The 13,864-nt window shown below is 55.5% G+C and carries 12 protein-coding genes; 10 read left to right on the forward strand and 2 right to left on the reverse strand.

Annotation, left to right across the window (positions count from 1 at the left end; genetic code table 11):
- The first annotated feature begins 204 nt into the window (after positions 1-204).
- The 7 genes from BB497_07935 (at position 205) to BB497_07965 (ending at position 9,277) form a co-directional block, all read left to right on the forward strand.
- Positions 205-1,974, forward strand: coding sequence for a potassium transporter TrkA (locus BB497_07935; GenBank protein AVI62641.1), 1,770 nt, complete (start codon positions 205-207; stop codon positions 1,972-1,974).
- Between the two features lie 73 nt (positions 1,975-2,047).
- Complete coding sequence (locus BB497_07940; protein AVI62642.1) at positions 2,048-2,713, forward strand: carboxylesterase; 666 nt, start codon at positions 2,048-2,050, stop codon at positions 2,711-2,713.
- Between the two features lie 76 nt (positions 2,714-2,789).
- Positions 2,790-3,488, forward strand: a complete 699-nt coding sequence (locus BB497_07945; protein AVI62643.1) for a hypothetical protein — start codon at positions 2,790-2,792, stop codon at positions 3,486-3,488.
- Positions 3,485-4,975: an NADH-ubiquinone oxidoreductase gene (locus tag BB497_07950; protein AVI62644.1), complete on the forward strand. Its 1,491-nt coding sequence runs from the start codon at positions 3,485-3,487 to the stop codon at positions 4,973-4,975. The genes BB497_07945 and BB497_07950 overlap by 4 nt, the downstream gene beginning before the upstream one ends.
- On the forward strand, positions 4,972-6,477 hold the full coding sequence (locus tag BB497_07955) for an NADH dehydrogenase (GenBank protein ID AVI62645.1): 1,506 nt from the start codon (positions 4,972-4,974) through the stop codon (positions 6,475-6,477). Before BB497_07950 ends, BB497_07955 begins: the two co-directional genes overlap by 4 nt.
- A complete protein-coding gene (locus BB497_07960) occupies positions 6,474-8,246 on the forward strand; it encodes a hypothetical protein (protein AVI62646.1) in 1,773 nt (590 codons plus the stop codon). Before BB497_07955 ends, BB497_07960 begins: the two co-directional genes overlap by 4 nt.
- Positions 8,243-9,277 (forward strand): hypothetical protein, encoded by a 1,035-nt coding sequence (locus BB497_07965; protein AVI62647.1) that lies wholly within the window; start codon positions 8,243-8,245, stop codon positions 9,275-9,277. The genes BB497_07960 and BB497_07965 overlap by 4 nt, the downstream gene beginning before the upstream one ends.
- Before the next feature lie 120 nt (positions 9,278-9,397).
- Here the strand turns inward: BB497_07965 and BB497_07970 are convergent, their stop codons facing one another.
- Both BB497_07970 and BB497_07975 read right to left on the reverse strand, forming a co-directional pair.
- Positions 9,398-10,807, reverse strand: coding sequence for a phosphate starvation-inducible protein PhoH (locus BB497_07970; GenBank protein ID AVI62648.1), 1,410 nt, complete (start codon positions 10,805-10,807; stop codon positions 9,398-9,400).
- A 200-nt stretch (positions 10,808-11,007) separates the two neighbouring features.
- Positions 11,008-11,877 (reverse strand): LysR family transcriptional regulator, encoded by an 870-nt coding sequence (locus BB497_07975; protein AVI62649.1) that lies wholly within the window; start codon positions 11,875-11,877, stop codon positions 11,008-11,010.
- A 110-nt stretch (positions 11,878-11,987) separates the two neighbouring features.
- On the opposite strand from BB497_07975, the gene BB497_07980 reads away from it, so the two are divergent.
- The 3 genes from BB497_07980 to BB497_07990 all read left to right on the forward strand — a co-directional run bounded on the left by BB497_07980 (position 11,988) and on the right by BB497_07990 (position 13,841).
- The gene (locus BB497_07980) at positions 11,988-12,851 is read left to right on the forward strand and encodes a cation transporter (GenBank protein AVI62650.1); all 864 of its coding nucleotides are present in this window, start codon (positions 11,988-11,990) and stop codon (positions 12,849-12,851) included.
- Between the two features lie 104 nt (positions 12,852-12,955).
- Positions 12,956-13,225, forward strand: a complete 270-nt coding sequence (locus BB497_07985; GenBank protein ID AVI62651.1) for a hypothetical protein — start codon at positions 12,956-12,958, stop codon at positions 13,223-13,225.
- A gap of 148 nt (positions 13,226-13,373) precedes the next feature.
- The gene (locus tag BB497_07990) at positions 13,374-13,841 is read left to right on the forward strand and encodes an aminoacyl-tRNA deacylase (GenBank protein ID AVI62652.1); all 468 of its coding nucleotides are present in this window, start codon (positions 13,374-13,376) and stop codon (positions 13,839-13,841) included.
- The last annotated feature ends 23 nt before the right edge of the window (positions 13,842-13,864 follow it).

The raw sequence follows: 13,864 nt of genomic DNA on the forward strand, positions 1-13,864 counted from the left end.
AATCTACTCTGTTTCACACCTCACACCTCACACCTCACACCTCACACCTCACACCTCACACCTCACACCTCACATTCATATATTCTTTTTTGGTCTTAACCTGTTTCTAAAAATAACTTTTTAGAATATGCGATTGGCGTCACAATGCTCCCATGCTTTTTTGTTAAGCCTTTTTATAAAGCTTTCTGTTAAGGACGTGGGGTTATGTCGCTGGATGCTTGGATCGCTGTTGGGGTAGTGCTGACTATCTTTCCACTGATGGCGCTATCGCGCCTTGGCCCCGATATTATTCTGTTGGGTGCGGTAGTGGTGTTAATGACGCTGGGGGTAATTGACCCGCAGCAAGCGCTGGGCGGTTTTTCCAACAGCGGCCTGTTTACCGTGGCGTTTATGTACGTACTGGTTGCCAGTATTCGTGAAACCGGCGGTATCGACCTCATTATTCGCTATGTTCTAGGCCGCCCTAACAGTGAGCGAGGCGCGCTTGTGCGGTTGCTGCTGCCGGTGGCATCACTGAGTGGTTTTCTTAATAACACCCCCGTCGTTGCCACCTATATTCCTGCCGTGATGAGCTGGAGTCGTCGGCTGCGTCTCTCCCCGCAGCGGCTTTTAATGCCGCTGAGCTTCGCTTCAATACTGGGCGGGACTATTACCCTATTTGGTACCAGTACTAATCTGGTGGTGCATGGGCTACTGGTCGAGCGTTACCCTGATTTTGCCATGGGGCTGTTTGATTTGGCCTGGGTTGGCATTCCTGTGGCGGTGGTTGGGCTTACTTATCTGATTCTACTGGGGCCGCGTCTTCTGCCTTCCCGAGAGGGTATGGCAAAAGCCTTTGCTAACCCCCGCGAGTTCACCATTGAGATGGAGGTTGATCCTGCCGGTATTTTGGTTGACCGCACGGTGGAAGAGGCTGGACTGCGCCATTTGCAGGAGTTGTTTCTGGTCGAAATAGAGCGTGCTGGTAACGTAGTGAGCGTCGTGGGACCCGGGGAGCAGCTAAAGGGTGGGGATCGGTTAGTGTTTGTAGGCACCTCCGATGCGGCCGTTGAGCTGCAGCAGATACGTGGTTTAATTCCTTCTCACGATGGCGCTTCCAGCTTGGAGAAAGAGTTTAAGGAGCGCCGGCTGGTAGAGGCGGTAGTTTCTAATCAGTGTCAGTTTATTGGCCAGCGCATCCGCGATGGACGTTTTAGAACGCTATACGGTGCTGCGGTGCTGGCCGTTTGCCGGAGCGGTGAGCGGGTAACGGGTAACCTAGGGCAAGTGCGCTTGCAGCCTGCTGATGTGCTGCTATTAGAGGCGCGCCCACCGTTTATTGAGCGCCACCGTCAGTCGAAAGACTTCCTACTAATCAGCGAGCTGAACGGCGCAGCGCGCCCGGTTCATGAAAAAGCTCCGCTGGCCTGGGCGATTTTGCTGGGTGCTGTGCTGCTTGCTGCCTTTGGGGTGTTGAGTATGCTCAATGCCGCGATGCTTGGGGCTGCGCTGGCGCTGCTCACGGGTTGCTGCACAGTCGGGGCCGCCAAGCGAGGTTTAGATACCCAAGTACTACTGACCATCGCTGCCTCTTTTGGCGTGGGGGCAGCGCTGCAAAGCTCCGGTGCCGCCGATGTTATCGCGGGAGGCGCTCTTTCCCTGGTGGCGGGTAATCCATTGCTTTTGCTCATTGGTACTTACTGCGTTGTAGCGCTGCTCACTGAGTTAGTCACCAATAATGCCGCCGCGGTGATTATTTTCCCGGTGGTGATAGCCGCCGCTGAAAGCCTAGGGGTTAATCCGATGCCCTATGTGGTAGCGGTGATGTTTGCTGCTTCGGCGAGCTTTCTAACCCCGATTGGCTATCAAACAAACTTAATGGTGCACGGCCCTGGTGGTTATCGAATAAGCGATTTTTTACGTGTGGGCGGTGGTTTAAACTTACTTACCGGTGCCATTTCGTTGACGCTTATTCCGCTGGTTTGGCCGTTTTAAGCGGACAATGTCTCGCTGTTAACGTTACTTTGCGCTAGGGTGGCGCTTTTAAATTCAGCAAGGAATTAACCTCATGACAGCCCCAGGCGAACTGATTATTGAACCGAAAAATGGTCAACCCGCCGATGCGTGTGTGTTTATCATTCATGGCTTAGGTGCCGATGGGCACGATTTTGAGCCGCTGGTTCCCGCGCTTACGCTACCTGACGATGCGCATGTGCGCTTTATTATGCCCCATGCGCCGCGCCTGCCAGTGACCATCAATGGCGGCATGGTGATGCCCGCTTGGTATGACATTCTCGCGATGGACCTGGGGCGCCGCGTAGACGAAGGCCAGCTGATGAAATCTGCCGAGCGGATTCAGGCGCTGATTCAAGAGCAGATCGACCAAGGCATTGATAGCCAGCGCATTATTGTGGCTGGCTTCTCCCAGGGTGGGGCCGTTGCTTACCAGGCCGCGCTCTCTTTCCCTCAGCCTTTAGGCGGCTTGTTAGCCATGTCGACCTACTTTGCGACCGCCGATAGTATCGAGCTAGCCGACGCCAACCGGCACATTCCTATTGAAGCTCACCACGGCAATTTTGACCCCATCGTGCCGGAAACCCTTGGCCGCAGTGGGGTTGAGCGTTTAAAAACATTGGGGTATGAGGTGAATTATCGCCAGTACCCAATGGCTCACGCACTTTGTCCCCAGCAGGTAGGCGATATTGGCCGCTGGCTTAGCGGGCGTTTAGCCTAGGGCTGCGTCGACAAGTGACTAAAAGGCAGGCAAAGTAATTACCCCTACAGCCGATGCAAGGGATTAGCGAAGGCGCATGATAGCTTCCTCTATATTATTAGAAGGGGGGTTAGCACTCTGCTTATGTGTAGTAGCGCTTGCCTGCCTGTTTGATCGTCATCTGTTACGGGCTAGCTGCCTGTTCGTGGTATTTGCCCTGCTCATGACCTTGGCGTGGTGGTGGTTAGGCGCCCCCTGGTTGGCTTTAGCCGAGCTTGTGTTGGGGGCGCTGTTAACGGGGGCGAGCTTTTTTTATGCGTTAAGAATGTTTCCTTCTGACGCAGAAACGTCTCCCCGCGGTAGGCGCGTAACCTACTACGATAATTTACGTGGCTCTTGGCATCACGGCTTAGCGCGGGCGTTGTTAGCGCTGGCATGGTGCTTAATGATGGGCGGCGCGATCCGCTATGTGATGCCTGAAATGGCGTACTCTCCAGCTGAACATCCCCTTGTGCTAGCAGCGGTTTTGATTGCGGCAACGGCCATGGGGGCGTTTGCGCTGCATCGCCATTTACTACGCCGCTTGCTTGCCTTCAATATTCTTGGTTCTGGCGTGTTTCTCCTGCTTGCCGGTATGGCGGGCACCGTGGAGGGCGCGCAGGCATTAGTGAGCGTTGGCTTGGCGATTGCCTGGCTGGGTTCGTTACTAGGGGCGCTGTTGATTCGTCATCTTCTTCTGCTGGAAGGCGAGGATGCCCTGGGCCACGACGGTAAGGCCAAGGAGCACACCCAATGAACTGGCGGTTTGGTCTTACAGAAACGACGTTCGAACCCCTTTGGCTTACCCACTGGGCATTAGGCGCGACGCTAGCACTGCCGATTCTCTTTGGCCTCTTAGGCGCTCTATGCTCTCCCCGGCGAGCGTTACCTGTAGGGCTTGCCTGCGTGCCCATTCTGTTGGCAGGCGTTCTGCTCATGATGGATTACCAGCAGGGGGGGCTTTTGCGCTGGCAGTGGCAGGTGGCGGGGGTAACGGTGTCGCTTCGTTTAAGCGGCGCCAGCGTTTTAATGCTGCTGGTTACTCAGTGGGTGGGTGCCGCTGCGGCGCTCTATACCCCGGGACATTTACGCTTAACGAACCCCGGTAAACAGTCGCGCTGGCTGTGGCCTTTGATGGGTGTGTTGATCAGTGCGCTTTCCCTGATCTGGCTGGCGGCGGATCTGCTAACGCTTTATGCCGCCCTGGAGTTGATGGGATTAGCGGCGGTAGGCATGCTGCTTTTATCAGGTAAACCTGCTGCGCTACTGGCGGGCATGCGCTATCTGTTACTAGCGCTGGTAGGGTCGCTGGCTTATCTGCTGGGTGTCGCTCTGGTGCTTGGGTACTGGGGGGAGCTGGATCTTCAGGCGTTAGCGGAGGTCGTGGAGCCAGGGCCGGTTGCTTGGATAGCCGCAGCGCTAATAGGCGCAGGTCTGGCGCTAAAGGCGGCGCTATTTCCTTTACATGGATGGTTAACCCCGGTGCATGAAAGTGCTTGGACTCCGGTAAGCGCGCTACACGCGGCGCTGGTGGTTAAAGCATCGCTATTCATCTTAATTATGCTGTGGAGTATTCTGCTTCCTGATGCGGTGTTTGCCCCTCGCTTTGTCGCTTGGCTGGGAATGCTGGCCATTGTGTGGGGTGGTCTGGTGGCATGGCGATCAGATTCGCTTAAAACCCTGGTGGCCTCTTCAACGGTAGCCCAGCTGGGCTATTTGATGGTGGCTTTTCCTCTACTGATCGGGCCTGACATTCCCCCTTTACCGAAGGCGCTAGCATGGGAGGGGTTTTGGTTACAGCTGATGGGGCACGCGCTGGCGAAAGCTGCGATGTTTATGGCAGCGGGTAATTTGATTCTTGCCACAGGTGAAAGCTCGCTGAAGGGCCTCGCGGGCACTAGCCGTCGTTTGCCGCTGTCATTACTGGTGTTTGGTATCGCTTCCGTAACGCTTATGGGCTTACCGCCTAGCTCAGGCTTTACGGCGAAGTGGCTGCTTCTACAGGCGATGGTGATGACCCAGCAGTGGGTTGCTGTCGCAGCGCTTTTGGTGGGCACGCTGTTATCCGCGGCCTACGTGTTTCGTGTGTTCCGCTACTCCTTTGATGAAACCGCCCCCAGGCACCACTATCAGCCGTTGGCGCCGAGCATGGATCTAGTCGCGCTAGGGCTTGCCCTGGCAGCATTTGCCCTGGGATTGCTGGCCCATTTACCGCTGTCGCTATTACATGGAGGTGGCCTATGAACGCGGCATGGTTACCCCTTGCCACCTTGGCTACCTCTATTATTGCAGCCGTGGTGATCTTTCTTGTACCCGAGGAGGCACGACGGCTACGCACCAGCGTTAACTTAGTGGCTGCTGTCGGTAAAATTATTCTGGTGGCGTTAATGATTGGGCGGGTGTCCCAAGGCCACCTGGACACCTTTAGCTTTCAGATTATCGGCGGTATCGATTTTGTGCTGCGTGCCGACGCGCTGGGGGTAATGTTTGCTGGCCTGTCGTCGCTTTTATGGTTATGCACCACGATCTACGCCATTGGCTACTTGGAAGGCGCGGCTAATCGGAAACGCTTTTTTGGTTTCTTCAGCCTGTGTGTGGCCAGTACCTTGGGGATCGCGTTAGCGGGCAACCTGTTTACCTTTTTAATTTTCTACGAAATGTTGACGCTGTCTACGTACCCGTTGGTGGTTCATGCGGGCACCGCTAAAGCGTTAGCAGCGGGGCGGGTTTATTTGCGCTACACGCTAACGGGTGGGGTAGTGCTGCTGTTGGGCGTCGTGATGCTTTACAGCTTAACAAGCGACCATTCGTTTGCGTCGGAGCAAGGGCTTTCTCCTTATCTTAACGATCACCGTGGGCAGCTAACGCTAATATTTGCGCTGCTAGTGGGCGGGCTTGCCGTAAAAGCGGCGATGGTGCCCTTTCACGGCTGGCTGCCCAGAGCGATGGTGGCCCCGGCCCCCGTGAGTGCGCTGTTACATGCCGTTGCGGTAGTGAAAGCCGGTGCGTTTGGCATTATGCGGATTATCTATGATCTTTACGGGATCGAGCTGAGCGTCGAGTTAGGCGTTACCACCGCGCTGGCTATCGCTGCTTCCATCACCATCATTTATGGCTCTCTGCGGGCAATTGCGCAGCATGAGCTTAAACCCCGGCTAGCATTTTCAACCATTAGCCAAGTCTCCTACGTTGTACTGGGGGTTAGCCTTTTCGGCCCGTTTGGCACCATCGGGGCACTGGCCCATCTGTTGCACCAGGGGCTGATGAAAGTAACGCTGTTCTTCTGCGCTGGTAATTACGCCGAGGAGCTAGGTATTCACCGCATAGATGAAATGGACGGCGCTGGCAAACGTATGCCGCTCACCAGTATTGCGTTTACGGTGGGGGCGTTGGGGATGATTGGACTGCCCCCCGTGGCTGGTTTTATCACTAAGTGGTACCTGGGTGTGGGGGCGGTTCAGGCCAATATGCACTGGGTGGTGGCTGTGCTGGTGGTCAGTAGTACCTTAAATGCGCTCTATTTCCTGCCGATTGTGCACCGCCTGTGGTTCCGCGAGGGGCCTGCCCATGGTGAAGGGGAGTGGCCAAAGGAGCGGCGCCTTGGTCGTCTGGAAACCCATGGCTGGTTGCTATGGCCTGCGGTATTTACCGCTGTGGTAAGCATTGGGGCAGGCTTATTGGCAGGGCTGCCGTTTAGCCCACTGGACTGGGCAACGCGGGTTGCGGTCGGGGAGTATCTGCCATGATGACACTGTTCTTAATTACGGCTCTGCTTTGGCCACTTTGCATTGCGGGTAATGTGGTGTGGCAGGCCTATCGAACGCCGGTGGCTGCGCGCCACTACTTTACATTGACGTGGCTAACGGCTTCCTGGCCTGCGTTACTGCTGGCCTATGGCGGAGAGGCGCAGTGGGTCATTGAGGCATGGATGCTGGGTGGTTTCTGGGAGTTGAATGCGCTAACTCGCCCGTGGCTTGTGTTTACTACCCTACTATGGAGTTTGGCTGCGGTGCATGGGCGAGGGTATTTCGCCGCTGAACAGGCGAAGGCCCAGGCGGGAGATCATGCTGCCGAACGCCGCTTGCTGCGCTTGGCACTGCTTTGGCCGCTGACGTTTTTGGGCAACGTACTGCTGATTATTGCTCAGGATATTGCCAGCTTTTACCTAGGCTTCGCGTTAATGACGTTTGCTGCTTATGCCCTAGTGGTACACAGCGGCAGCCAGGAGGCGCGGCTGGGGGGCAAGGCGTATTTAATATTGGCTGTGATAGGCGAAGGGCTGATTCTCGGCGGTTTTCTGTGGGCGGCAGGCACTGCGGAAACCTTGTCACTTGAGGGGGTTCGGGAAGGAATTGCCGAAGCCGACCAGGGCGCTCTTATGGCGCTTTTGCTATGGCTTGGGTTTGGCGTAAAGGCGGGGGTTATTGGTCTGCATGTATGGCTGCCGTTGGCCCATCCGGTTGCTCCAGCCCCGGCAAGTGCGGTGTTGAGTGGTGCCATGATAAAAGCGGGCCTATTAGGCTGGCTTAACGTACTGCCGTTAGGGTTTGATGGCCTTTCCCCTGAGTTGATTCAGCTGGGTAACTGGATGCTGGTGGCAGGCTTGGCCGCGGCATTTGGCGCGGCGATTTATGGGGTTTGGCAGCACCATCCTAAGGCCGTGTTAGCCTACTCCAGTATTAGCCAGATGGGCATGTTAACCGCCATGGTAGCGATGGGACTTGTTGCGCCCGGGGTGTGGCCGCTGCTGCTGCCAGGTGTGGTGCTGTTTGCTGCCCATCATGCGCTGGCGAAGGGGGCGCTATTTATGGGAACCAGTATTAGCGAGCACATGCCCCGTTGGCCGACGCCGCTGCTGTTTGCGCTCGTCGCGCTGCCTGGGGTGTCGTTAACCGGTGCGCTAGCGGCGGGGATGATCAGCAAGTGGGGGGTTAAACACGCCCTTTACGAGATGGAGCATACGCTCTTAATTATGCTGTTAACCTGGGCCGCTATCGGCACGGCAGCGCTAGTGAGCGTATGTGTATGGCGCCAATGGCAGCAGCGCCACCAGGGGGGCAGCGATGCTTTCCAGCCGGGAGCATGGCTTTTCGCGGTTATTGCCGCGCTGACGACCCCGCTATGGCTTCCGCTGCCAGAGGGCAGCGTTGTGTTACCGCCAATGGATGAGTGGCTGGGAATTGTATGGCCATTTCCGGTGGGTGTGCTGCTGGTGGTAATAAGCTTTTACTGGCTGCGGCACCTGCGTGCCAAGCGGCCGCCGGAAGGCGATTTATGGTGGCTATATAGCGTAGTCGCCATAAACACTGTAGAGGTGGCAAGCGCCGTGGCACACAAATGCCAAAAGGTAAAAGGAGCAAGCGTTAATGCAGCGCTGGCCGTCGAGCAGTTCGCGATGGGGCGGCTAACGCGGCTTTTATCCAGTGAAGCATGGATGCGTCACCATGGCAGCGGTTTGATGATGGCGTTCGCTGTGGTGCTGGCGCTCTTGTTACTGTGGGAGGGGCTGCGATGAGCGATCAAAATGCTAAACATCGAGAGCTTGAGTTAGAGTCGCCTGAACAAACAGATTCAAGAGGTCGTGAGGCCACGACCCCTGACGATATAACACGCATGGGTTGGTACGATATTGCTTGGCGCGTTCTACGTGCAGCGCGGCGCGACCGCATCACGATGTATGCGGCTGGCATCGCGTTTTATGCGCTGTTGGCGCTGTTTCCTACAATTGCGGCGGTTATCTCGCTATGGGGCTTGATGTTCGACCCTGTTGAAGCCGGGCGCCAGCTGTATGAAGTTAGCCGCTTTATGCCGCCGGATGCGGCGAACCTGATCGATCAGCAGGCCCAGGATGTCGTCGAAAGTGCGCAGTCGGGGAGCGTGATGACTGCACTGGCCGGTTTATTAACGGCCATGTATATCGCTTCTAAAGGCGTTTCTACTCTAATCGTGGGGCTAAACGTGGTTTATGGCCAGCAGGAGAAGCGACCCGCGCTACTGCGCCTTGGCGTATTGTTATCGCTGACGTTTGGGCTGATCGTGATGACCCTCGTATCACTCGGCTTTATTGCGGTGGTGCCCATGGCGGTAGACATGTTGGCAGTGGACCCACCACTGAATAAAGTGCTTCAGTGGCTGCGCTGGCCAGCACTGCTTGTCATTATGAGTGCTTTGATCGCACTGCTATACCGCTTTGCCCCCTATCGCCGCGCTGCCAAGTGGAAGTGGTTAAGCTATGGCACGCTGTTTGCCACAACGATGTGGCTACTGGGCTCGGGTGGTTTATCGCTGTATGTGCGCTACTTTTCGAGCTTTAGCGAACTCTACGGCTCTCTTGGTGCGGTGGTGGCGTTAATGCTGTGGTTTTGGCTCTCAGCCTTTGTTGTGCTGTTTGGGGCAGAAGTGAACTGTGAGATGGAGCGCCAAACCTATAACGATACGACGGTGGGTAAGCCTCGGCCGTTAGGTGAGCGCAAGGCTTTTGCCGCAGATACCGTAGGCGTTGAGAACCCTTGGAAAGGGAGCCCATCGGATACCGTTGATCGCTAAACATGCAGCCAAGAAACAGCCCACGGTGCTGAAGTGCGGTTCTGAAGCACATTGCACAGTGGGCCGGGCTGAAACGATTTAATTAACCACATAGGTTAGTGAAGGCTTCTGAGGTCGGCGCTATAACAGCTCTTCTGCGGCAAGCGCTAAGCGTGAACGCTCTACGTTGGTTAGGGTGATATGTCCTGCGTGGGGCCAATCCCTAAAACGCTCGACCACAGCGGCCATGCCGCAGGTGTTGGCGGTAAGGTAAGGGGTGTCGATTTGGCCAACGTTACCTAAACAAACAATCTTAGTATTGCGGCCGGCCCGGGTGACCAGCGATTTCAGTTGCTTGGGAGTGAAGTTCTGGGCCTCGTCGATAATCAAAAAGGTGTCGTTGAGGGTGCGCCCACGCATAAAGCTGGGCGAGCGAATTTGCACCCGCGAGCCAATCAGCTGCCGTGTGGCGCCGTTATCCCAACTGGATTCGCCTTCTTCATTGCGCAGTAAGTTATCCATGTTGTCGTGGAAAGCGCCCATCCAGGGCGTCATCTTCTCCTCTTCAGTGCCCGGTAAAAAGCCAATGTCTTCGCCCATGGGAATGGGCGCCCGCGTAAACACGATGCGCTCAAACTGCTTGGCGTCTAGGGTTTGCTGGAAAGCCGCGGCCAGCGTCATGAAGGTTTTACCGGTACCTGCATTGCCAGCAATGGTGACAAGGTCTATATCCGGGTCCATCAGTAGGTTAAGCGTGAAATTCTGGCGGCTGTCATGGGCGTGGACGCCCCAAACCCCGGCATGGTGACGGTAGTTGGTGAGCAGCTGCAGGCGGGCTGATACGGGGGAAAGTTCGCGCACAATGGCTTCAAACTCAGCGCCATTTTCGCTATCCGATACCAGCATGCCCACATGCCAATGGCGGGGCATATTGCCGTTCAGTAGGTAGAAGGTGTGGTGGTCGACCCGCTCGACGGTCACATCCACATTTAGCGTTTCCCATAGCGACGCGCCGTTCTGGCCTGCCGATGCATATATCTGGGCGCCTTCAATCATGGCATCGCTATCGGAGAAGGCGCGGTCGTTAAGGTAATCCTCTACCGGCACTTTAAGCGCGGCGGCTTTAACGCGTAGGTTAATATCTTTGGTGATCAGTATGACGGAGGCATCGGGGCGCTCATCCCGCAGCTGGCAAGTTTCCGCCAAAATTCGGTTGTCTGGACTGTCGTCTAACGCATCAAAGGTTTTTAGGTCGCTGTAACACAAAAAGTGCAGGCGCCCGGACTCGCCGCTGATACGCGGAATGGGTATGCCTTTTTGTATCTCATCAAAGGTGACTTGGTTGGTAAGGTCGGAGAGGGTACGGCTAATTTGCCGCGCCGTGCGGGCGATCTCACGTGCCCCGTTTTTGTGCTTGTCTAGCTCCTCAAGCACCGTCATAGGGATAACCACATCGTGCTCATCGAAATGGTAGAGCGCTGCAGGGTCATGGATAAGGACGTTAGTGTCTAGGACATAGAGCCTAGTGGCTTTTTTATCGAGTCTTACCATCGTGGAAACTACTCCTTAGTTGACGGCAACATCGACACTGGCAGACGTACTTTACACGTAGATGACACTGCCCCTGTGTCGGTTCTCTAGCGTGTCCTTGCTCTCCTTATTTAGCACTTTTTTACAGAGTGGAAGGCATTGGCGATTTTCGCCACTGATAAATTTCAACGTTTCCCCTTGGCAAATACCATCAACACGATTTAGCGGGTAGTGCCTAAGAAGCGCGTCACGCTATTCAATAGTGCTGTGGCCACTACGCCCAGGTTTTCTCCCTCCACGTAGCGGTAGTAATGGCTCTCCAGGGCGAGGTCGTGGTTTAGCGCGCAAAGACGGTGCTCTTCCAGCGCTTCTTTCACCAGAGGATAGGGCAGTAGCGCCCACCCCGTACCGTTAATAGCCGCATCGCGTATTACCTCAAACATGGTTAGCCCCAGGTAGTTAGTAGAGAACAGGGCTTCGCTGACCAGCTTGTCTCCTTGGTCGTAGGTTAGGCACACCTGGGTATATTGGGCGAGGTCGTCTCGATGAACGCTTAATAGGCGGCTTAACGGGTGAGTGGGGGCGGCCACTAAACACATACTGACAGGGGCAAGGTTGGAAGCATCCACCGAGGCGCCTTCGGCGGTGTACAGGCCAAAGGCAATATCCACCGTTTGCCGCGATACAAACTGTAGATGCTCTTGTGGGGGTAATAGGTAGACGGAGATGGCCGTTAGCGGATAGCGCTGCTTCAAGTCATGCATTACCTGCCGCCAGAAAGCTTCGGGCAGGGCGTCGTCCCTGGCAATGCACAGCTGGTTTTCCACCCCCTGCATATGCTGCTGGCAATGCTTTTTGATCCGGCTGGCGCTGGTTAGCAGCCGGTAACAGTCGGGCAGCACGCTTTCGCCCACCGCCGAGAGTTGTAGGCTATTGCCCGAACGCTCAAACAGCTCGACCCCCAGGCTATCTTCCAGTGCGTTTACCGCGGCGCTCAAAGTGCTGCGTTTTATGCCGGTATGGCGTGCCGCAGCGGCAAAGGAGCCGTGCTCGGTGACATCAATAAACGCCTGTACCTGTTCTGCTCGCATGACATACGCCTTCTGTTGAGCGCCATTTTTGTTAGCACTGAGCGATTGGTTAGCCCGTAGTGTAATCATTATGATGGCGCAAAATTAAGTAAGATTTTAGGAGTAACATCGTGTCCCCCTTTGTTGCCGAGCGCCGTGCGCTTAGATTTTCCGCTATTTCTGCGAGCCTTTTTGCTTTTACTGGGCTTGTGTTAGGCCTTGCCAGTGGCTCGATCACTATTTTATTCGACAGCGGCTATTCGCTATTAAGTTTAGTGCTGGCCTCGCTTTCACTGTTTGCGCTTCAGCAGGCGCGTAAACCTGCGGATGATCACTACCCCTTTGGGCGGCTAACGGTGGAACCGCTGGCTGTACTGCTCAAAGGCGTGGTGATTGCGCTGGTGTGCGTGTTTTCGCTGGTGTCCGCCCTATGGAGCCTTGCCCAAGGTGGGCGACTGGTCACTCTGGATCTTGCGCTGATGTTTGGGGTGGTAAACGTAACCGGCTGTTTACTTACCTGGTGGTGGTTAAGCCGCTACGCACGCATTGCCCGCTCGTCTTTATTAGCCGCTGAGCTGCGTCAGTGGCAGATGGATACCTGGCTAAGTGCTGCGGTGATGCTTGGGTTTGCGCTTACCTGGGGGCTGACATTAACCCCTTGGGCAGGCTATGCACGCTTTGCCGACCCCGTGATGGTGTTGATCATTGCAAGCTACTTTTTACCGATGCCTATCCGTATGGTGCGCGGTGCGCTGCGCGAGCTAATGTTTGGTGAGCCGGTGGGCAGCGTGCGCCAAGAGATGGTGCAACAAGTAGCAGACTTCGATATCGCCGATGACGATGTGCGTTTGGCCCAGGTAGGCAGTTTCTTAATGGTTGATATTCAACTGGATAAGCAGCAAATAGACGATGCCGAAGAGATTGTCGAAAGCGTTGAGCAGCACTGCAGGCTGCGCAATTTACGTCCGGTGACCAGCATCACCCTGGTTACATAATGTGCTTGTGTGAATAAATGTTGACGTGAACTCAGTGGCAGTGATATTTAGCGCTACCGACAAATCGTGTCGGCCTACTATCGCTATTTTGAGGGTTTCAAAACATGCCTTTGCGCCGCTGTTTGCCCGTGCTGCTGGTAACCGCTCTGGTTGCCGGCTGCGCAAGTTCTACCGTTGCCCCACGCTACACGACTGAAAATCCGGATGTGATGCGTATTGGTGGGGAGCGCCCTAGCAGCGCTAACCCGCGTATCGAAGATGCTGGTTCTTTCTGCCTTGAAACCACCGAGCGCTGGAACGAGCATGGACGTACGCCGGATGGCCAAACCCTGTGGGCGAAAGATACGTTGCGTCGTGTGGTGCCTTGCCAGTAATACGTTAGCCGCTATGTACGCAACGACCGCGCCCGCTTAACAAGCGGGCGCGGTCGTTTATGTTTTATCATGCCTCTATTTTCGCAGGCGGGCTGTTCCACCACGGGCTTTTCCGCCATGGCGAACGACGTTAACTGACGAGAACTCCATGACTCCGGCAATTAATAGTGCAAAGCGCGCAGGCATTGTGTTTCAGCTCCATGAGTATCAACACGATGTCGCTGCTCCGTCATACGGTCAAGAAGCGGCTGAAAAACTGGGCGTAGCGGTTGAGCAGGTATTTAAAACGCTGGTGGTAAAGCTAGATGGCAAACAGCTGGCGGTAGGCATTGTGCCGGTGAGTTGTCAGCTAGGGCTTAAGCAGATTGCTAAAGCCGCTGGGGCGAAGAAAGCGGCCATGGCGGAACCGTCGGAGGTAGAGCGTACCACTGGCTATGTGCTGGGCGGCGTTAGCCCTCTGGGGCAGAAAAAGCGCCTGCCTACTTATATTGATGCCTCGGCGCAGGGGTTTTCTACGTTGTACGTTAGCGCTGGACGGCGTGGGTTGGAGATTGAGCTTTCCCCCAACGACTTGGCTACACTGAGCCAAGGGTGCTTTGCGGTGCTTGCGACGTAAGTGTTGACGTTATCGATTGCTCT

The organism is Halomonas sp. GFAJ-1 (assembly GCA_002966495.1).
Taxonomy (GTDB): Bacteria; Pseudomonadota; Gammaproteobacteria; order Pseudomonadales; family Halomonadaceae; genus Vreelandella.